The 18,570-nt window shown below is 57.3% G+C and carries 17 protein-coding genes, 2 tRNA genes and 1 pseudogene; 2 read left to right on the top strand and 18 right to left on the bottom strand.

Annotated features, from left to right (window positions below; all coding sequences use genetic code 11):
- Window positions 1-305 precede the first annotated feature (305 nt).
- A complete protein-coding gene (locus MA884_RS05815) occupies window positions 306-1,334 on the top strand; it encodes a hypothetical protein (RefSeq protein ID WP_256229485.1) in 1,029 nt (342 codons plus the stop codon).
- Window positions 1,335-1,679: 345 nt separating this feature from the next.
- A complete protein-coding gene (locus tag MA884_RS05810) occupies window positions 1,680-2,627 on the top strand; it encodes a hypothetical protein (protein WP_256229483.1) in 948 nt (315 codons plus the stop codon).
- A gap of 186 nt (window positions 2,628-2,813) precedes the next feature.
- On the opposite strand, the gene MA884_RS05805 is transcribed toward MA884_RS05810, so the two are convergent.
- From MA884_RS05805 to MA884_RS05720, 18 genes and pseudogenes are all read right to left on the bottom strand, one after another.
- Window positions 2,814-2,960, bottom strand: a complete 147-nt coding sequence (locus tag MA884_RS05805; protein WP_256229482.1) for a hypothetical protein — start codon at window positions 2,958-2,960, stop codon at window positions 2,814-2,816.
- 281 nt (window positions 2,961-3,241) lie between these two features.
- Window positions 3,242-3,592 carry a transcriptional regulator gene (locus MA884_RS05800; RefSeq protein ID WP_047226881.1) on the bottom strand — a complete coding sequence of 117 codons (351 nt, stop codon included), beginning with the start codon at window positions 3,590-3,592 and terminating at the stop codon, window positions 3,242-3,244.
- 409 nt (window positions 3,593-4,001) lie between these two features.
- Window positions 4,002-4,077: transfer RNA gene (locus MA884_RS05795), tRNA-Thr, on the bottom strand.
- A 75-nt stretch (window positions 4,078-4,152) separates the two neighbouring features.
- Window positions 4,153-4,977 (bottom strand): FkbM family methyltransferase, encoded by an 825-nt coding sequence (locus tag MA884_RS05790; RefSeq protein WP_256229481.1) that lies wholly within the window; start codon window positions 4,975-4,977, stop codon window positions 4,153-4,155.
- Between the two features lie 331 nt (window positions 4,978-5,308).
- On the bottom strand, window positions 5,309-6,541 hold the full coding sequence (locus MA884_RS05785; RefSeq protein WP_256229480.1) for a methyltransferase: 1,233 nt from the start codon (window positions 6,539-6,541) through the stop codon (window positions 5,309-5,311).
- On the bottom strand, window positions 6,522-7,211 hold the full coding sequence (locus MA884_RS05780) for an ABC transporter permease (RefSeq protein WP_256229479.1): 690 nt from the start codon (window positions 7,209-7,211) through the stop codon (window positions 6,522-6,524). Before MA884_RS05780 ends, MA884_RS05785 begins: the two co-directional genes overlap by 20 nt.
- The gene (locus tag MA884_RS05775; RefSeq protein ID WP_256229478.1) at window positions 7,208-7,903 is read right to left on the bottom strand and encodes an ABC transporter permease; all 696 of its coding nucleotides are present in this window, start codon (window positions 7,901-7,903) and stop codon (window positions 7,208-7,210) included. Before MA884_RS05775 ends, MA884_RS05780 begins: the two co-directional genes overlap by 4 nt.
- Before the next feature lie 78 nt (window positions 7,904-7,981).
- Window positions 7,982-8,749 carry an ABC transporter substrate-binding protein gene (locus tag MA884_RS05770; RefSeq protein ID WP_256229477.1) on the bottom strand — a complete coding sequence of 256 codons (768 nt, stop codon included), beginning with the start codon at window positions 8,747-8,749 and terminating at the stop codon, window positions 7,982-7,984.
- Between the two features lie 13 nt (window positions 8,750-8,762).
- Window positions 8,763-9,536 (bottom strand): ABC transporter ATP-binding protein, encoded by a 774-nt coding sequence (locus MA884_RS05765; RefSeq protein WP_092401369.1) that lies wholly within the window; start codon window positions 9,534-9,536, stop codon window positions 8,763-8,765.
- Between the two features lie 353 nt (window positions 9,537-9,889).
- Window positions 9,890-10,336 (bottom strand): hypothetical protein, encoded by a 447-nt coding sequence (locus tag MA884_RS05760; protein WP_256229476.1) that lies wholly within the window; start codon window positions 10,334-10,336, stop codon window positions 9,890-9,892.
- Window positions 10,337-10,376: 40 nt separating this feature from the next.
- The gene (locus tag MA884_RS05755) at window positions 10,377-12,611 is read right to left on the bottom strand and encodes an ATP-binding protein (protein ID WP_256229475.1); all 2,235 of its coding nucleotides are present in this window, start codon (window positions 12,609-12,611) and stop codon (window positions 10,377-10,379) included.
- Window positions 12,608-13,213, bottom strand: coding sequence for a biliverdin-producing heme oxygenase (locus MA884_RS05750; RefSeq protein ID WP_256229474.1), 606 nt, complete (start codon window positions 13,211-13,213; stop codon window positions 12,608-12,610). The genes MA884_RS05755 and MA884_RS05750 overlap by 4 nt, the downstream gene beginning before the upstream one ends.
- 173 nt (window positions 13,214-13,386) lie before the next feature.
- A pseudogene (locus MA884_RS05745) lies at window positions 13,387-13,881 on the bottom strand (DUF1016 N-terminal domain-containing protein); the annotation flags it as partial.
- A 209-nt stretch (window positions 13,882-14,090) separates the two neighbouring features.
- Window positions 14,091-14,498 (bottom strand): hypothetical protein, encoded by a 408-nt coding sequence (locus MA884_RS05740; RefSeq protein WP_256229472.1) that lies wholly within the window; start codon window positions 14,496-14,498, stop codon window positions 14,091-14,093.
- A gap of 189 nt (window positions 14,499-14,687) precedes the next feature.
- Window positions 14,688-14,763 (bottom strand) — tRNA-Phe (locus MA884_RS05735).
- 102 nt (window positions 14,764-14,865) lie between these two features.
- Entirely contained in the window at window positions 14,866-15,138 is a 273-nt protein-coding gene (locus tag MA884_RS05730; protein ID WP_256229471.1) for an oxidative damage protection protein, read from the bottom strand.
- On the bottom strand, window positions 15,135-16,202 hold the full coding sequence (gene mutY, locus MA884_RS05725) for an A/G-specific adenine glycosylase (protein ID WP_256229470.1): 1,068 nt from the start codon (window positions 16,200-16,202) through the stop codon (window positions 15,135-15,137). Before mutY ends, MA884_RS05730 begins: the two co-directional genes overlap by 4 nt.
- Window positions 16,199-18,436, bottom strand: a complete 2,238-nt coding sequence (locus MA884_RS05720) for an AsmA family protein (protein ID WP_256229469.1) — start codon at window positions 18,434-18,436, stop codon at window positions 16,199-16,201. Before MA884_RS05720 ends, mutY begins: the two co-directional genes overlap by 4 nt.
- Between the last annotated feature and the right edge of the window lie 134 nt (window positions 18,437-18,570).

The following is an 18,570-nucleotide window of genomic DNA, read 5'->3' as shown; positions in this document are numbered from 1 at the left end:
CTTCAATATTCCAACTTCTTGATTTTGCGTAAGAAAATTCGGGGATCCGTCAGGGACAGACCAAAATTAATTTAGCTTATTAATTTAAGCCATGAAATCATGGCCTGTCCCCGAAATTCTGTCCCCGAAATTCCTTGCGAAAGGTACTCTTCTGATATTTCGATATATCTATGATTTTTCATACGATTTTAAACAATTGCCTTTCGGGTTCGCATCCAGTTCCTCGGTCTAAAGAGGAGTTGATATTTTAATGGCTTGATGTCAATATGATATCATTGTATCTATAGTGTTCTATGGAGTTAGTGATGATTGTATCTAGACTGAGCTGGGTGAAAAGTTTTTTTATTGGTACTTGGCAATTTTTTGCGAGCGTGGTGGTTGTTTTTTTTGTGTTTCTTGGTCAGTTTCATGATTTTAAATCTCCAGATGTGGTCTTGGAAGTCACTGCGGTTAGCGCTACAAGCTCGCAGCCTGTTGATCTCATAAAATTCCCGGAGCTTTCTGCTTTAAAATTTCTCGTTGGAGATGAAGATTTCATATCCTTGAGCGGGGCTAGTAGAGAACACTCCCCAGATGAAATAGAGCGTTTACTTCTAATCTATAAAAACAAAATAGCTACAGCTACGACAGAAATTGATAGGGCAGAAAAAAATCTTGGGGCCGCGATTTCTGGCGCAAACGCCAAAGAAATTGAAGCGCGCTTAAATGCTCTAGATGATGAACTTACTGGGCTTCCGAGAAGTTTGTTTTTGCTGAGCTCCGCACGATCTGCCAAGGAAGCTCCTGAAATAACAGGGAGTCAAATGTTGGAAAAATTAAAGTCTAGGGTGAATGAAATGCTCGAGGCCAAAAGAAAGGAAAGAGATAGTATGCTTTCCAAGTACAAGGAAGCAAGTAAGCAATGGTCGGAGTTTAAGTCGGTTGTTATGCCAAGTAGAACTAAGCTTGTCGTTACCTGTGCCGTCGGGAATCAAGGTAGTGGCGCAACTTCCCTTAAGCCCCAGGCTCTTTTTAGGGCGAATTTGGGGGAGGGGAACTATCTGGACTTCCCAATGAAAATGAGTGGGTACGACAGCTCTCCTGAAGCTGCTACTTTGCAATCTCAGTCTTATAAAGTTATTAAGTTTGAGTCAGATGAGATTCAATCTATGACTGCCGCCGACAGGGAGCGTTTTAAGTCGTTTTTGGGTAACGCTTCTCCTGCTAAAATATTTGTGTCCGATGTTCGTGGCGAAGTTTATGCTTCGAACTCTGTGCCATTCTCTCCTGGAGTTTACGAGCAAAAGATGTTCGACTCGCTAAAGCAGTTTGCATCGTCAAAAACATTTCGTTAGTTTTGTGAGTCTCCCTCAGGTTTTGTTTCGGTGTAATCCGGATACCGGCTATAGCTAAGTTTTTTACTCGTTATCAGAGTGTCTGTCCGAAACAGCTACTCGCTCTTAAGGGGGAGGGTTGCGTTTTCGGGTTGACGTCGGAAAATCGATTTGTCTGCCTAGATAGTCAACGATGTCCACAATCGTTTGGTTCCACCTGATTAGGGTTTTCCATTCGTCCAGCTACAGAAAATCGGGAACGGCCACGATTAAATTGGCGCCTGCATATTAATTTAAGCTAGGAATCGTGGTCTGTCCTCGAATTACTAAGTCCCCGAATTACCAAATCTACAAGGATGGAGCGAAATGAAGTTTTCCGTTGGAGTTGGCGCATTTTTCGGGGGGCTATTTTCTGTCCTGATCCTAATGTTGATTTTCCGCGCATTCGATGGTGATGCAACAATTTTGTTTGGGGCTGCTGATGGCAAGAGCATCGATATCTTGAGTGGCATTATTCTACCTCTCGTGTCGACTTTTGCCGGTGCTGCGGCAGGCTCCTTTTTTACCTACAAATTTCAAGTGAAAAATCAACGCGTTGAGCAGGAAAATCGCGATGTTGCACTCATTCGTCAGGCTTTTCTAGCCTTGCAATCTCAACTTTTTGATCTTGGGGGACTCAAAAAATCCATTGTGATTCCCTTTGCTTCACACAAACTTCGATTTCTCGATATGCCTTCAGTTTTAGGGCATACGGGAGTTACCGATAGGGTAAATCAGGATGTGTCGCTACCTTTGATTAGGCATAATAATGCTGAGGTATTGCAGAAAGTTATTATGGCCGAAATGTCGTATTTCAATGTCATCGCTATTCACCGCTCTTACGAAGCTCTTAGTGCTGCATACAAGCAAAAATTGCGAGAGGGTGGTGTGGGGTTAAATGATATATGTTCATTTAAATTTAAAGTTTCAAAGGTTGGTGGTGAGATTGTTGCTCAGCTGTATGTGACAGGAGAGGGTTTGATTGAGTTGCTTGATTCGGCAATATTAGATGTTGCCGAGGTTTTAGATGAGTTGTCAGGCTTTTATACTAAAAACTACAAAAGCTCAGAAAATAGAATGTTGGTTTCTAAGTCTATTGAATCCGCTGAGGATGTGTTTAAAAAAACAATCCCACCATTTTTTTGCGATCTAAATGAGATGATGGACGCGAGCGGTTACGAGCCTCAGTACTTTGACCCTGCTACTAACGATCCAAGACCACTTCGACGGCTCGCCAAATCTGACTGGGCGGATGGTGGCTATAAAGTTCGATAAATCGTCCGAGGTCCACCTAACAGGAGCACTCATGTTTTTTCAGCGTAAAACCAATCGTCCAGGGCTTTGCCACAAACCCATTTCCTGCACGGACAGGGCTATCTTCAAACTTACCTGCACGACGTTATAGGCCGATGCGCCTCGGTATTGGTCTGGTGAGTTCGGCAGCTCCTCAACGGCGTGCCGTTAGGCGGCGTCAGCCATCTCGTTCATTTCGAACCGTTCAAGCTGGTCGATCAGGCCTTCGTCAAACAACGCGGCTGCCATCTCGTGGAGCGTTTCCCGGTGCGCCTCGGGGTTCTGCATTCGGAAGGCCTTGTCATCGAGCGCCAAGTGCCATCGCCGTATCCTGAGAGATTAAGCCTGTCCGAAATTGATGAGAACCAATCGCTGTACAACTACTGTATGCGTGCGCAGTAACGCGCTCGATTGGTTGATGCTAGCGCGGGGCGACGAGCTGTCAGAAAAACTCGGGGAGTTGACGTAAAACGGGGACAGACCACGACTAATTTGGCGTCTGCATATTCATTTAAGCTAGGAATCGTGGTCTGTCCCCGAATTACAAATAGGTACCTGGCAACCCCCCGTCGTGCGGGGGGCGTCTGCCTGGCAACTCAGGCCGCGATGATTTGAAATTCTGTGGCCTTGGCAATCGGCCTGACGTGATTATTCTCGCGCTTCATTTCAACCAGCCCGTAACCAGACATGGTTTTTAGCGTCCGCGACAGGTTGCTTACCTTTCGCCCAGTAGCCTCGGCCAACGAGGTCAGAGATTCCGGCTGAGTTTCTTTGATGAGCTTGAGCAGCGCCCGGTTTTCATCACTCAGCACCTCGGCCAGCGACTTCATGGACGGAAACCAAATCTTGGGCTCGGTTGCCTTGGGCTTGTACTCGCCACAGGCAATCGCCAATACACGCGCACGCATCTGCGCTTGCGACATGATGCCAATCTTTAGTGTTTTCATTTCTTCACCTGCTCCAACACACGGTCAACGTCTGCGAAAAAATCCTGTAGCAACTGCTGAGCGTCTTTGAATTCATAGGGCACGCCCTATCCGTACTCGACCGATGCTTATGGTCGTAGGGTAGGACCTGGCCCGCATATTTGAACTTGGTGGCAGCGACAGTTGGAGGGTAACGGTCGATTGGATAGGGGACAATCGTGGCGTCATGCTGGCGGGGCGAGAAATTGTGTGTCCGGGATTAACGCATCTGGGGCGGACGGAGCGAGCTTGCGTCTGTATGGCAGAGTGTCGGTGGTGGTGATGGCCTCATCGCGAGCAGGCTCGCTCCCACAGAGTTCAGTGTGTGGACAGAAAGTGGATGTACAGAAACAACAAAGCCCTCGCATTTCTGCGAGGGCTTCATTTTGTATGGTGCCGGCACCAGGAGTCGAACCCGGGACCTACTGATTACAAGTCAGTTGCTCTACCAACTGAGCTATACCGGCGTGTGGGCGACGATTATAGCGATTGGGTGCGTTCTGTAAACCCCTGAATTCTGACTATTTTTGCAGGCCCTCGACTCAGGCGCGGCGCACGAGGTTGCGTACTTTCTGCAAGGTTCGCCAGGTGCGGCTGTTTTGTAGGGCATGGAGTTGGGCTTCGGCCCGTTCGGCGCGTTGCAGGGCGGCGGTGAGTTGCTGGTCGGGTTCGCTGAGGGGGTGGCTGAATTTGTGGCCTTTGCAGAACTGGAACTCGTCGAGGTTGCACGGCGGGATGTCGAAAGCCGGTTTGAGCGCCAAGTGTTCTTCGGCGAGGTAAAAGGTGTTGAGGCCGTCGAACAGGATGGACTGGTAGCCGGCGTCGGTCACCAGGTTTTCCCAGGTCTGGTCGCGGGCCCAGGGGGTTTCGATGAGGATGATCCAGGGGCGCCAGCGGGTGAAGTCCATGCCGCGCAGCACGGTTTCTTCGTGGCCTTCGACGTCGATTTTCAGGAAGTGGATGGGGCGGTCCTGGGCGTATTGCTCGCAGATCGAAGTCAGGGTGCGGGACTGGACAGTCTGCTTGCTTACGTTCATGCCGGCGTCGCGGTGCTGTTGGGCGACGCTGGCTTCGACGGTGGACAGGCCCGTGTCGGCGATGGTGTAGAAGGTCAGGCTGTCGGCGTTTTCGCCGGCCACGCATTGCAGGTTGATGTCGTTGGGCCGCGCTTGACAGAGAGCGTCGTAGTAGGCCTGCACCGGTTCGATGTTGATCCCGCGCCAGCCGTGATCGTAGAACGCCCGGGTCACGGAATCTTCCGTCGGATGGTTGGCACCGACGTCGAGGTAAAAACCGTTCTTTTCCGACTTAAGGGCGCGCCACAGGCGTATGTCTTCGAAGTTTTGTGCGTAGGAAATGAACGTCACGGCCAGTCCTTGTGTGTGTCGGCATTGTGTCAATCACGATACGTAAGGCTGTTGTACTGCACGGGCGCGGTGGGCGCAATTGTTGGCGTGTGGGAGCACTGAGTTCGGCGGTTATGTCGTTTTGCTTGAACGCTTATGCACAACGGGCGGGGCGGGGCGGCTGCCATCTTGCGATTTTGTGACAGCTTTCTCGTTTGCTCGCAAATGCCTGTTTTAATGGTTTTTTATCCATATGAACAAAAAATGACCAGCCTCGGTCGTAGAGGAAAAACGCGGATTTATTGGATCCAGGACTATTTCATCAACAGAGTTATCCACAGGCTGTGTCGTATCAGTAACGCTCGGCCAGCAACATCAGATTTCGTGGCGTGAGGGGCGTTTCGCAGAAGGTGCCGAGGCGGACGTGGTAGTTTTTCTGGCTGAGGAAAAGCGCCCGATCCAGCACCAACCACAGCTCCAGAGGCCGTCGGAAAAGGCCTCGGACCAGTTCCAGGTTGCGCACTTCGGCCAGGCGTTGATGACCGGCCGCTTCCAGTGCCGACCAGTCAGGCGAGCCGACTGTGGATAAGTCTTTCAGGACTGCCAGATCGGTGCAGTACTGGATGAAGGATTTTTCCAGCCAGGCGCTGGGGAGCGAGGGGGTGGGCAGATAGTCGTCGCTGCCCCGGATCTGTCGTTGCAGCAGGTCAAAGCTCAGGCGTCGGGCCATGGACTGGTCCCGTTGCCGTCGGGTGCGTGCGCCGGCGGTGACGGTTTCGGTCATTGGCAAGCTGAGATCATCGAGCGTTAGCTGTAGGCCCGAAGCCTTGGCGGCGTCGGACAGCGGTTGATAACGTTCAGCACGGATGCGGTTGTAGCAGCACGGGGCGATTGCCAATTGCGTGCAGCCAGCGGCGCTCGCCAATTGCATTAGCCGCACATGCAGGTCGCCGCAGGCGTGCAGGGCTACCGGCGTGTGCTCAGGGCGGATCGCCTGGGCTGCTTCTGGTGCCAGCACGTCTTGCTGCAAGTGCGTGGCGGACAGACGGTGGCGTTGGCTCAGTTGCTGGCCGCTGGCGACCAGGGCTGGGTCGTACTCCAGGCACGTCAGTTGTTGTTCATCGTGCAGCAAGCGTCGGCCGAGGTGACCTTTGCCGGCGCACCAATCGAGCCAGTGGGTCGGTTTGGCAGCGAAGTGCAGGCGGCTGGCGAACGCTTCGATCTGCTGCCATTTACGCCCTGGCACGTCGACGCTGAGGCGATGGGCGGCGGCTTCGAGCTCTTTGCCCGGCAGTTCTGTGACGGTGCTCAACGCATGGGAAATGGCTGCCAGCTCTGGAAATGGCGTCGGTGCATGTTCAATCAGCCAGGGTTGGTGATGATCGTTTTCTGCATCCTCCAGCGAACGTTGGCGTAGCCATTGGGCCAGTTCCGGGTAGGACCCTTCCCAGGGCAGTTGCAGATGGGTGAACGGACGTGGTTTCCACAATGCCTGGTGCGTTGTGAGAAAAGCATCCAGCGCGGTGAAACGGGCGAGTAACGCCTCGCCCGTCAGCACGCTGCGGTCAGCGCCCTTGGCAGGCATCGACGCGCAACCAGCGCTCCAGCTGTTTGAAGCCCTGCACCAGCACGAACGCCATCAGCAGGTAGAACATGCCGGCCGCGAAGAAGATTTCCACCGGCAGGTAGGTCCGGGCAATGATCGTGCGCGCCATGCCGGTGAGCTCCAGCAGGGTCACGGTGCTCGCCAGTGCGCTGGCCTTGAGCATCAGGATCACTTCGTTGCTGTAGGCCGGCAGGCCGATGCGCGCTGCACGCGGCAGGATGATGTAGAACAACGCCTTGGGTCGGGACATGCCCAGGGCTCGCGCGGCCTCGATTTCACCACGAGGGATGGCCTGGATCGCGCCGCGCAGGATCTCGGCGATGTAGGCGGCGGTGTGCAGGGTCATGGTGGCCGTGGCGCACCAGAACGGATCCCGCAGGTACGGCCACAGCGCGCTGCTACGCACGGCGTCAAACTGCGCCAGGCCGTAGTAGACCAAAAACAGCTGAACCAATAACGGCGTGCCACGGAAAAAGAAAATGTAGGCGTAGGGTAAAGCCCGCACGTACCACAGGCGTGAGGAGCGGGCGATGCCCAGCGGAATCGCCAGCAGCAGACCGGCGATCACGGCGATGGCCACCAGCTCCAGGGTCAGTGTCGCGCCCTGGGCCAGTTTCGGCAGCCACTTGATGATGACTTCCCAGTTCATTGGGTGCTCCTGGTAAAGCCGCGAGCGGCACGTCGTTCCAGCAAATGCATGCCGATCATGGCGAGCACGGTAAGGCCCAGGTACATGAACGCGGCCACCATATAGAAGGTGAACGGTTGCTTGGACACGGTCACGCCGATTTGTGCGTGCCGCATGATTTCTTCCAGGCCGATCACCGACACCAGCGCCGTGTCTTTCATCAGGATCATGAACAGGTTACCCAGCCCGGGCAGGGCGATGCGCCACATCTGCGGCATGATCAGCCGGGTGAAGATCCGCCACTTGGACAAGCCCAACGCCACGCCAGCTTCGCGATGGCCCTTGGGGATTGCCAGGATAGCGCCGCGAAATACTTCCGTGGCGTAGGCGCCAAAGCACAGGCCCAGGGCGATGACGCCGGCGGCGAAGGCGTTGAGGGAAAGGTCCGGGTTACCGAAGTATTCGCCCAGGGCACGCATGAGGTTGACGGTGCCAAAGTAGATCAGCAGCACCCAGAGCAATTCGGGAATGCCGCGAACCAGTGTCGAATAAGTGCCGCCCAGCCATTGCAGCGGCTTGTACGGGGAAGTCTTGGCCAGGGCGCCGAGCAAGCCGAGCACCAGCCCCAGGCAGAGGGCCGAGAGCGCCAGTTTGACGGTCATCAGCGCGCCGGCGGCGAGCGCCGGGCCGAATCCGTAGAGATCGATCATCATGGGTGTGTGTTCATATCGCGGCAGGCTTTGCTAAGGGCCGGCGCCGCAATGAAGCAGCGCCGGCCAGGCACGTCAGTATCAATAGATGCTGAACGGGAAGTACTTGTCGTTGATCTTTTTATAGGTGCCGTCGGCAACGATTTCCTTGAGCGCGGCGTTCAGCTTGTTGCGCAGTTCGTCGTCACCCTTGCGCACGGCGATGCCGATCTTGTCGCTTTCCACCACCGGGTCGCCTTTGAATTCATAGGCGGCGCCGTCTTTGCTCTTGAGCCATTCGTATTGCACATATTTGTCGGCCAGGATGGCGTCAACGCGGCCCGAGAGCAGATCGAGGTAGGCGTTTTCCTGAGTGTCGTAGAGCGTGACCTTGATGTTGTAGTCATCTTCCATGTTGCGGTCGTCCAGCCAGGTGCCGGCCAGCGTTGCGCGTTGTGCGCCAATGGTCTTGCCGCTCAGGTACGCCTTGTCGGTCTTGAAATCGGTAGTGGCCTTCGGCGCGATGAATTGCAGTTTGTTGGAGTAGTACGGCTCGGTGAAGTCCACGGCCTGCTTGCGTTCCTCGGTAATCGATAGCGAGGAGATCAGGAAGTCGAACTTCTTGGCGTTCAGGGCCGGAATGATGCCGTCCCAGTCGGAGGTCACTACGCTGCATTCGACTTTCATCTTGGCGCACAGGGCGTCGCCAATGTCCTTGTCGAAGCCGACCACGTTGCCGCTGGCATCTTTGTTATTGAACGGCGGGTAGGCCGCTTCGATGCCCATCTTCAGTTTTTCCGCGGCCATGGCGCTGGCCGAGAAGACCAGGCTGGCGGCAGCGGCCAGGAGGAATTTCTTGTAGGTCTGCATATGTACTGCTCCGTTAGCGGTTGCTGGACATGAATTGTTTGCAGCGCGCCGAAAGCGGGTTCTCGAAGACCTGCTGTGGCGATCCTTGCTCCTCGACCAGGCCTTGATGAAGGAACACCACTTCGCTGGAAACCTGACGGGCGAAGCCCATTTCATGGGTCACCAGCAGCATGGTGCGGCCTTCTTCGGCCAGGGCGCGGATCACACTAAGTACTTCCTGGACCATTTCCGGGTCAAGGGCAGAGGTGGGTTCGTCGAACAGAATCACTTTAGGCTGCATCGCCAGCGTGCGGGCGATGGCGGCGCGCTGCTGCTGACCGCCGGACAGCTCGGCAGGGTAGGCATGCCGCTTGTCGGCGATGCCGACCTTGGCCAGCAGGGCTTCGGCCACTTCCACGGCCTCGGCCTTGCTCTGGCCGAGCACTCGGCGCGGGGCTTCGATGATGTTGTCGAGCACGCTCATATGCGGCCAGAGGTTGAAGTTTTGAAACACAAAACCGATTTCGCTGCGCAGGCGGTTGATCTGTTTGCCATCGGCGGCCACCAGTTCACCGTTTTTTGCGGCCTTGAGCTTGAGTTCTTCGCCGGCCACCAGGATCTGGCCCTGATTGGGATTTTCCAGCAGGTTGATGCAGCGCAGAAATGTTGATTTGCCGGAACCGGAGGAACCCAGGATCGAGATCACATCGCCGTCGCGGGCGGTCAGCGAGACGCCTTTGAGCACCTCCAGCTTCCCGTAGCGTTTGTGCAGGTTGCGGATTTCAAGCGCGGGCGTGGCCTGGGCCATGTGCGTTCCTCATGGTGTGTGCTCCCTTGCTGTTGGCGGCCTTCCTGGCGAGGCGGCCAAGCTAGCATAGCGTCCGAATGGCAGCCAACAGCGCTACGGGTGGTAAACCGTGAATGTGCGGCAGGTTGTCGCATCGGCGCAGCAGACTGTCGCGCCATCAACAACCGAACGGCCGTTAGAACTCTGTTTACCGGTAAAAAACCCGGGGAGTCGCGTAAAAAAAGGCGCGATGGTGCCAGCTTTGGCCGGGGGTTGGAAGGGTTAATCGGATGAGCGTGCCGTTGCGCTTTTCCTTCTGCACAATTAATCGGTCCGATTATTCTCCGGGCAGTGATGACGAGTCACCGGCCAACTTATTCGCTGGCGGGTTCCTCCATCGACTGACGATAACGATCCAGCGCCTCGCTGAAGTCCTTGATGAACTCCGGGGTGCTAAGCCAGCGTTGCGCCGTCTCGCGGTCCATGTCGTCGGCCCACATGCGGTAATCCACCAGCATGTCGGCTGCCAGGTTGGTCGCTGCCATGCTTTCGTTCTCGGCGCTCTTGAGGTCCAGCAGGCCAGGGCGCTCGCTGATCATCTCGCTTACGGACGCGAGCAGGGTATCGAGCATTTCACTGCGGCCAACGGCCTCGGCTTCGCGCAACTTGGCGAACAGTTCCAGCACATAGACCGGTGGCTGGGCGGTGGCGTGGGCCGGGTCGCCATACATGGGGATGGATTTACGCCCGCTCATGCGCAGTTGCTTGGCTTTGTCTTTGGCACGCTTGGCGCGTTTTTGCTGTTTGTTCAGTGAGGCCATTGGGCTTCGGTTTCCAGTTTGTTAGGGGGCAATGCCCGGCTCAGTTGATTTTCGGCACGGTAAAGCTGAATTCGCTGCCCTTGCCTGGCTGGCTTTCGGCGTGCAGTTTACCGCCATGGGCCTGGACAATCCCCTTGGAAATATACAACCCCAGCCCGGTGCCGTTCGGGTTGCCTTCCTTGACTGTCCAGTAGCGGTCAAACACGTGAGGCAACTGCTCGGGTTTGATTCCTTCGCCGGTGTCACGAACGCTGAACACGATCTCGTCCCCCACCGACATCGCGCTGATGCCTACGCTGCCTTGCTGGGGGGTGAACTTGATGGCATTTCCGATCAGGTTCGACAGCACCTGGAACAACCGTTCGGGGTCGGCATTGATCTTGAGGTTGGGTTCGGCGTGGAACGAAATATTGATGGCCTTGGCGGTTGCCAGCGGCGTCAGCAGCGAGCAGGCGTCTTCGAATATCTGGCTGACGTCCATCGGCTGGGGATTGATAGTGTAGCGCCCGGCGTCGATGCGCGATGTGTCCAGCAGGTCTTCGAGCAGTACGTTCATGCGGCTGGCGGCCTGTTGCATGGTATCGATGGCCGAGGCAATTCGCTTGGAACTATGGGAACCGTCGGAGCTGAAGGCCTTTTGCATCATGCCGCAGAGCATGGATATGACTGTCATCGGGTTGCGCAGGTCATGGGACACCACCGCCACCAGTTCATCGCGCGCCTGCACGGCCTGGCGCTCCTTGTGCACTTGCCGGGCCAGATCGTTTTCCAGGGCCGAGCGGCGCAGGTCGTTGGCGGCAAACAGATCGCCGTGGGTCCATTTGGTGCTGATGCCGGCCATTTCGACTTTCCAGATTTCAAAAGACGTCCGCGGTCGCAAGCGCAAACCTGTCTCGTTGCTTTCCAGGTCCAAGGGTTTTTGCGGGTCGCCGCTCCACTGAATGGTTTGTTTCACCTCCGGGCGGAACCACAGCACGCCATTTTCCACAGGCTTGGGCAAGTGGATAGCCAGTACACCGCTGGCCACGTCCTGGTAAGCCTGGGCCGGAGCGAATGCGCTGCTCAGGTTGTGGTGGGAGAAAACGGGCTGGCCGGTCTCCAGCATCCATTTATGCAGCTCGCGGATCTGCTCCGCTTCCGGGCACTGGCCATGGCGGTGCAGCTTGTTGTCCTCAAGGATCGCGACGCCGGTGGCGCCGGTCAGGTCCATCAGCCGCTGGGGTTCGTGGGACAAGCCGTCAAAGACATTGTTGCTGGACTCGGCCATGGCCGTGGCGAGAACCTTGAGGTCCTCAAGCTTGGCGTCCCGTTGGCGGGTCAGCTCCAGTGCTTCCATCGCGCTGATCTGCAGCGACAGCACTTGGCCGATGGTCTGGCAGGCCATGCGCATTTCATGGGGCACGAGCAGGGGTTGACGGTTGCCGCAACTGATCAGGCCCCACAGCCGGTCGCCTTCCATCAGGGAAATGCTCATGGACGACAGCACACCCATGTTTTTCATGTATTGGCGGTGGATCGGCGAGACACTGCGCAAGGTGGAAAAGCTCAGGTCCAGGGGTGTTTGAGTGTCGGGGCGCACCTGCGGGACCAGCGGTACCGGCGTGTAGTCAGCGTTGGGGATGATCCGCAGCCAGTTGGTGCGATACAGCTCCCGGGCCTGTTCAGGGATATCCGATGCTGGAAAAAACAGGCCTTTATAGAGTTCCATCGACGGTGCGCTGGCCTCGGCGATCACCTGACCGTGGCCTTCTTCTTCGAAGCGATAGATCAACACCCGGTCGTAGCCGGTCATGGCCTGAATTTCCCGAACGCTGATTTCGTACAGGGCCTGAAGGCTTTTCGCGCCTTGTAAGCGTTGCAGCATGCGCCCCAGGTTGGCTTCGCCGCTGACACCTTCGGGACGGTAGTCGCTCATGTGCTGTTCCAGTTCGACGATCAGGGCGCCTTGATGGCGGTGGACCAGGGCGTCAAAACGCAGCTGGTTCACGACAATCTCCACGGGCGCGTTGTCGCCGTCCGCATCGGCGCGACAGGCCTTGAGGACGGCTTGGGCCTGCTGCTGCCCGAACAGTGTGTCCAGCGTCTGGCCGGGGAGACCGTAAGGATCGTGCCCCATCAGTTGCAATACGTTGGCGCTGACCTGTCGGATGACGAAGTCGGGTTCGGACAGCGTCAGTAGCACGCCATGAGGCTGGATAGCCCCGGGGAAGCGAATCGGTTCGTCTGCACAATTGGCCAGCAGTTCTTCGAAGGCTTCCTGGTTTTCCGGGGTCATAACAATACCTTCTGGCTGTCCAGCCAGTGTTCAAAATGAGTAAACGTCGCTTTGGCGGCGCGTGTGACTTCGAGCGTTTGGGCGTCGCCAAGGTTCCTGTCGCCCAGATATTGAAGGAAGTCCTTCCAGCGCCGGCCAGTGAGTTCGCCATACACATTGAGAAACGCCGCGCCGCTGGAGGCGTCAAGACCGAGCTGTTCGGCCACCCTGCGCCGAAGGATCTGCCCGCCGAGGGTTGCGCCTTCCAGCACATAGGAGACCCCGAGGGCGGCGGCACGGGAGTCGATCTGCGGCAGGTCCCGGCAGGTGGGCAGTGCCTCGATAGCCTGGTCACCCATGCCCAGTGCCGTGAGGTCCGCCTGCAGTACGGGGAGTTTGACCCGCAGGGATTGGTCCAGCCCGGTCGGTGTCAGCGTCAGGACATGAAGTCGCTGTTCCAGCGGCTTATAAAAACCGTAGTAGGCCGCCATCAGGCGCCGGTACAGGTCGAGGTCCAGCTGTTCGGAGAAAAACGGCAAGCGTTTTTCCAGGGCGACGTGCAGCTCAGCGGTTTCGGTCCGCAATGCCTGAATCAGAGAAGGGGAAGGCGCGGCCGGTGACATGCGGGATAGAGCTCGTTGACTGGAGCGTTGCTGGAAAAAAGCGCATCAATCTTACACAGGTTTTTTGTCGCGAGCGGTCATCAGCTGCTGGCTTTCAATTCGCCCGTCGTCAGGCCCGGTTGCCGATCCTCAAGCCTTGCCCGTTCACGATCCAGTTCATTGCGCAGCTCTTCTTCCTGTTTCACCGCCGGGCGGTCTTGGCTGGCCAGCAGACGTTCGTAGTAGAGGGTGCCGATCTGACGTTCCAGGGCGCGGGTGGACCAGTTTTGGATGGCTACCTCGTTCATGTACCAATGACGGGCGTTTGGGTCTTCTACCCGCAGAAGTGTGCGGTAATGGGTCCAGCTCAATTCGGAACGCACTGCGTTCCAAATTGGAAACGATTGATAAAAGTCCCGCATGTGGCGCAGGTTGCGTTCATCAAACCCTTTCCCAAACCTCGCTGTCAGTACTTTCGCCAGCGACGGCAGCAGTCGTGCGCCATAAGTCGCCCGCTCGGCTCCTCCCTGTTCGAACTCGATGATGTGCCGCCCAATCTGCCAGCAGGTTTGAACCTGAAGCGTATCGACGGCACGCAGCACCTTCTGGCGTGCCTGGCGGATCAGTTCGCCTAGCTCATTAATCAGAGGGGCAAGTTTTGGGTCGTCTTGAGGGAGAAGTGAGGTCATCGAAATGTCAGCCGTGAGAATGGGCGGACCAAAAGGATGCTCTGGACGACGTTTCGATGATGCAGGGCGAGTCTGATTAGGCGGGAGGAAAGCCGTCCGATTCTTGCAGGACGGGTTTGACGCCGCCTGATCTTGGCTGACCCTGGCTTGTAGGAGCTATCCCGGGAGGGCGTCATCCACTGCCGACGTCCTCGTAACGCGGACGATGATCAGACCGTATCTTGTGTCAGCGCCTTGGACGCGGCGACATAATCGGCCTGGAACTGCTCACTCTCGACCCAGTCCAGCGCGGCCTGCTCATCGACGCCCGTGGTCAGGCGACGGTATTCGATCAGGGCGGTAATGATGAAATCGGTCGCTTCTTCCTCACCTTCCTGTTCTAGCACCAGCGCCAGCAGCGGATGCCCCAAGAAGACCGCGCACATGGCCTGCTGGCTGATCTTTTCAGCCGCGCGCATGACTTGGAACAGCTCCGTCAGGTCCACGGTTTCCAGATCGATGCGCTCATCGTTCGGGTCAAGGAAATCGTTCGGCGCAGCAGCACGCTGAATGCGGTTCTTCTTGGCTTTCGCCTTGGCGCGCTGGTTTCGTTTCTGCTGTTTGTTTGCCGATGACATGGGGCAGACTCCTGGCATGAAAATAAGGCGGTCTATCCTACAGCTTCAGGGCGACCACTTCGAATCTCAATCCACCACACACAACGTGGCACCCAGTGAGGTTGAAGAGCTCGACGCGCTGTCACAGCGACCTCAAATCCCGGGCAATAAAAAACCCCGATCAATTTCTTGATCGGGGTTTTCGGTATTTGGTGCCCAGAGACGGAATCGAACCGCCGACACGGGGATTTTCAATCCCCTGCTCTACCGACTGAGCTATCTGGGCAACGGGGCGCATTAAACGGGTTTTTCAGGGGGTCGTCAAGCACGTTTTCAAAAAATATTTAATTATTACCGTCGCTTACGATCCGCCCCCGCGCTGAACGGCTTATTCGGACGGCGGCACGTAGCCTTCGGCCTTGGCGTATTCTTCGCCGGAAAAGAACTTGTCCATTTCGCCTTGAAGGTATTTGCGGTCTTCGGCGTTCATCATGTTCAGGCGTTTTTCGTTGATCAGCAGGGTCTGGTGTTTTTGCCAGTCGCCCCAGGCCTTGGCCGAGACGTTGTCATAGATGTCCTGGCCTTTGGCGCCGGGGAACGGCGCGCGCTCCAGGCCTTCGAGCTCTTCTTTGTACTTGCGGCACATGATGGTGCGGGTCATTGCAACTCTCCTGCGTTCAATACGGCAGCCGCGCGTTCGAGCAAGGTTTTGACCGGGGCGGCGAGGCCCAGGCGCGGCGGGGTGGCGAGGTTATACCAGAGCCAGTCGGCCTCGGCCACGTGATGACCGGTTTCCCGGACCCGGACCAGCCAGGGTTCGATCGCCAACTGGAAGTGGCTGAAAGTGTGTACCAGGCTCGGCATCTGCTGGTGGTGGCCCAGCTCCAGCGAGTGTTGCAGGGCCAGGTGTTGCAGGTCGTCGAGATCGTCGAGTTCCGGCAGGCTCCATAAGCCGCCCCACAGGCCCGTGGAGGGGCGGCGGTAAAGCAGAATCGCGCCTTCGCGGTTGGCCAGCATCGGCATCAGGGTGCGTTTTTTGGGCACTTCCTTGCGTGGCTTGGGAATCGGGTAGCGGGTCTCCAGGCCAAGCATATGGGCTTCGCAGCCTTTTTTGAGCGGGCAAAGCAGGCAGCTGGGTTTGCTACGGGTACAGAGCGTGGCGCCCAGGTCCATCATTGCCTGGGTGTAGGCGTTGACCCGGTCTTGAGGCGTAAAACGCTCGGCGGTCGCCCACAGTTGCTTCGCGATCTTCGGCTCGCCCGGGTAACCTTCCTGGGCGGTGAAGCGCGCCAGCACCCGCTTGACGTTGCCATCGAGGATCGGCGCTCGCAGGCCCATGCTGATGCTGGCGATCGCGCCGGCTGTGGACAGTCCGATACCCGGTAACTCGGTGAGTTTTTCCACGTCGCGGGGGAACTCACCACCATAGTGCTCGACAACGATCTTCGCGGTTTTCTGCAGATTACGGGCGCGGGTGTAGTAGCCCAAGCCGGTCCACAGGTGCAGCACTTCGTCTTCCGGCGCGGCGGCCAAGGCTTGCACGGTGGGCAGCGAGGCCATGAACCGGTCGAAATAATTGAGCACGGTGCTGACCTGGGTCTGCTGCAACATGATCTCCGAGACCCACACCCGATACGCAGTGATGTCTTGCTGCCAAGGCAAGTCGTGGCGCCCGTGGCGGTCGAACCAGTCCAGTACAGCGCTGGAAAACTGCTCGGCTGTCATCGCTTGAACAACCCCTTGAGCGCGTCCCTCAGCTCAGGGCTGACCTTGTCGCCGAGCTTCTCGTCGATCTTCTCATTGAGCTTGTCGCCGAGGCGGTCGCCGGCCAGCTTCGCGGCGACTTTGCCCAGGCCTTCGTTGTCCAGGCGGCATGCCTTCGCGCCCAGCTCCAGCGGACCGCGGCAGCGCAACGGCCATTCGACATCGACGTAACGTTCGTTGACCTGGCAAGCCGGGTCGGGCATGTCGCTCTTGTCACCTTCGATGATGATGCCGACGCGGTAATCCATGCCCAGCACGCGCAGGTCGATATCGCCGTTACCGTTGACGGTCATGCCAGGAATACGGACTTTCAGGTCCGGGTTGCTGGCCACGCCGCTGCGAAAGGTGAGATTGCCATTAAGTTGCTGGAACGGTGTGTCCTTGCCTCGGGGTTCGCCACTGAGGGTTTTACGATTGAGGGTGGCGATGCCTCTGCACAATTGCTGCTCAAGGTTGGCGTTGAGCAGGACACCGTCGTTGATGACGAACCCGGCAGTGCCGTTGAGGCTGTCGATCAGGGCCTTCTGGCTGTTGCCGCTGGCGGTTATGGCGCTGTTGAGCGTCACCAGGCCTTTGACCGGCGGATTCTTGCCCTGGCTTTCGATGATTTTCTCGGCCGGCACCCGGTTGATGCGGGTTTGCAGGCTCAACTGCGGCATGGGCTGACGCACGTCCAGCGTGCCCTTGACTTCGAAGTTGCCGTTGTACAGATCGCCCCGCAGGTTTTCCAGGGTCAGCAGACCGCCCTGACCGCTGGCCTTGAGGGCGGCATTCTGGATTGGCAGCTTATCGAGGGTCAGTTGGCCGAAGGTCAGGTCGGCGTCCAGGTCCAGTTTGCCCAGGCGTTCCACCGGAAACAGTCGGTCGTTGCTCCAGGCGCCCTGGGTCGGCGCGCTCGGCAGCGGTGTGCTGCCGGCACCGGCCATGGCACTGGCTTCGGTGCTGCTGACCTCCGCCTCACGGGCCGCCTTGGAACTGTCGGCCTCGGCGGATTTTGGCGGCAGGTAGCGGTCAACGTTGAAGGTATCGGCCTTGAGCTGCGCACGCAGTGACTGCTTGGCAAAGTCTTCCACGGCGATACGGCCGCTGAAGGTGCTGTCGTCGATTTTCAGATTGATGCTATTGAATTCGGCGCTGGTCGGCGTGGCCGCAATGCGGGTGACCAGTTCGACTTTGCTCAAGCTGCCTTCGGCCATGGCCGGCAGTTTCTGACCGACGCTGTCGACAAATTTTGCCAGGTCGAATTGGGCGATCGACATGCCGCCGCTCACTTGCGGGGTCTTGTCCAGATCATTGACCTTCAGTTCGCCCAATGCGCGCAGTTGATTGATGGAAAGCTTGATGCCGGTCCATTCGGCGACGTTCGCCGCTTTATCGAGGAGCAACTGCCCGTGTGCCGCGAAGGTCACGGTCTTGCCTTGCAAAGGGTCGCCCGTGGCTTCGCCGGACAGCTTCAAGTCTTCGAACCTGTAGCGTTGCAAGGCGCGCTCAAAGCGCAGCTCGCCAGTGACTTCGGTGCGTACGCGCACGGCTGGCTGGTTGCTGGCCAGGAATGCGGTCAGCGTGACCGGGATGTTGGTGGAGTCATGGACCGGGCCGGTGCTCAGTTGGATGCTTTCGGCGGTGAACTGCTTGCCGGTCTGCTCGTCGGTGTACTCGACCCGTGCGTTGTTCACGGTCAGGCTGTCGATGTCCAGGCGAGTCGGCTGGGCCGGTTTCTGTCCTGGAGTGCTGGCCGCAGGGGCTGGTTGTTCGGCCGGTGCCGGGGTGTTTGCCGTCGTTGTAGAGGCGGGTGCCTTGCCGATGTCTTCCCAGTTGCCGTGGCCATTCTTGTCACGGTTGAGTCGCAGGTTCAGGCCTTCGACCCGCACGTCGCTCATTTGCACTTCCCGGCGCAGCAGCGGAATCACGCGCACGGAAAGACCGAGCATCTGCAGGTCGGCGAACGGTTGTGTCGGGTTTGCCAGGGTGGCGACGCTGGCTTCGTGCAATTCCAGACCCAGCCACGGGAAAAGGCTCCAGCCGATGTCGCCATTGAGGGTCAGCTCAATATGGGCCTTGTCGCGGGCTATCTGGCGGATCTCTTCTTTATAGTCGTTGGGATCGAAGAGGTGGGTCAGGGCAAAGCCCAAGGCCACAATGACCAGCAACAGCCCGAGAAGTACCAGACCCAGGATTTTGCCGAACGCTTTCATGGGCGAGTCCTTGTAGGTTGAGTTCAAAATTTAGCCTGGGAGTATAACGCCCTGACCTGATGGCGCGTTGGGTGATCGTTCTTTCTGACAGGCCTGTGGCACATAGAGCATTTGTGGGGAGGGCTGCGCTGGGC

Source organism: Pseudomonas sp. Q11 (assembly GCF_024494355.1).
Classification (GTDB): Bacteria; Pseudomonadota; Gammaproteobacteria; order Pseudomonadales; family Pseudomonadaceae; genus Aquipseudomonas; species Aquipseudomonas hefeiensis.
Note: the sequence above shows the minus strand (reverse complement) of the source record. Positions and strands in the feature narration are given on the sequence as shown.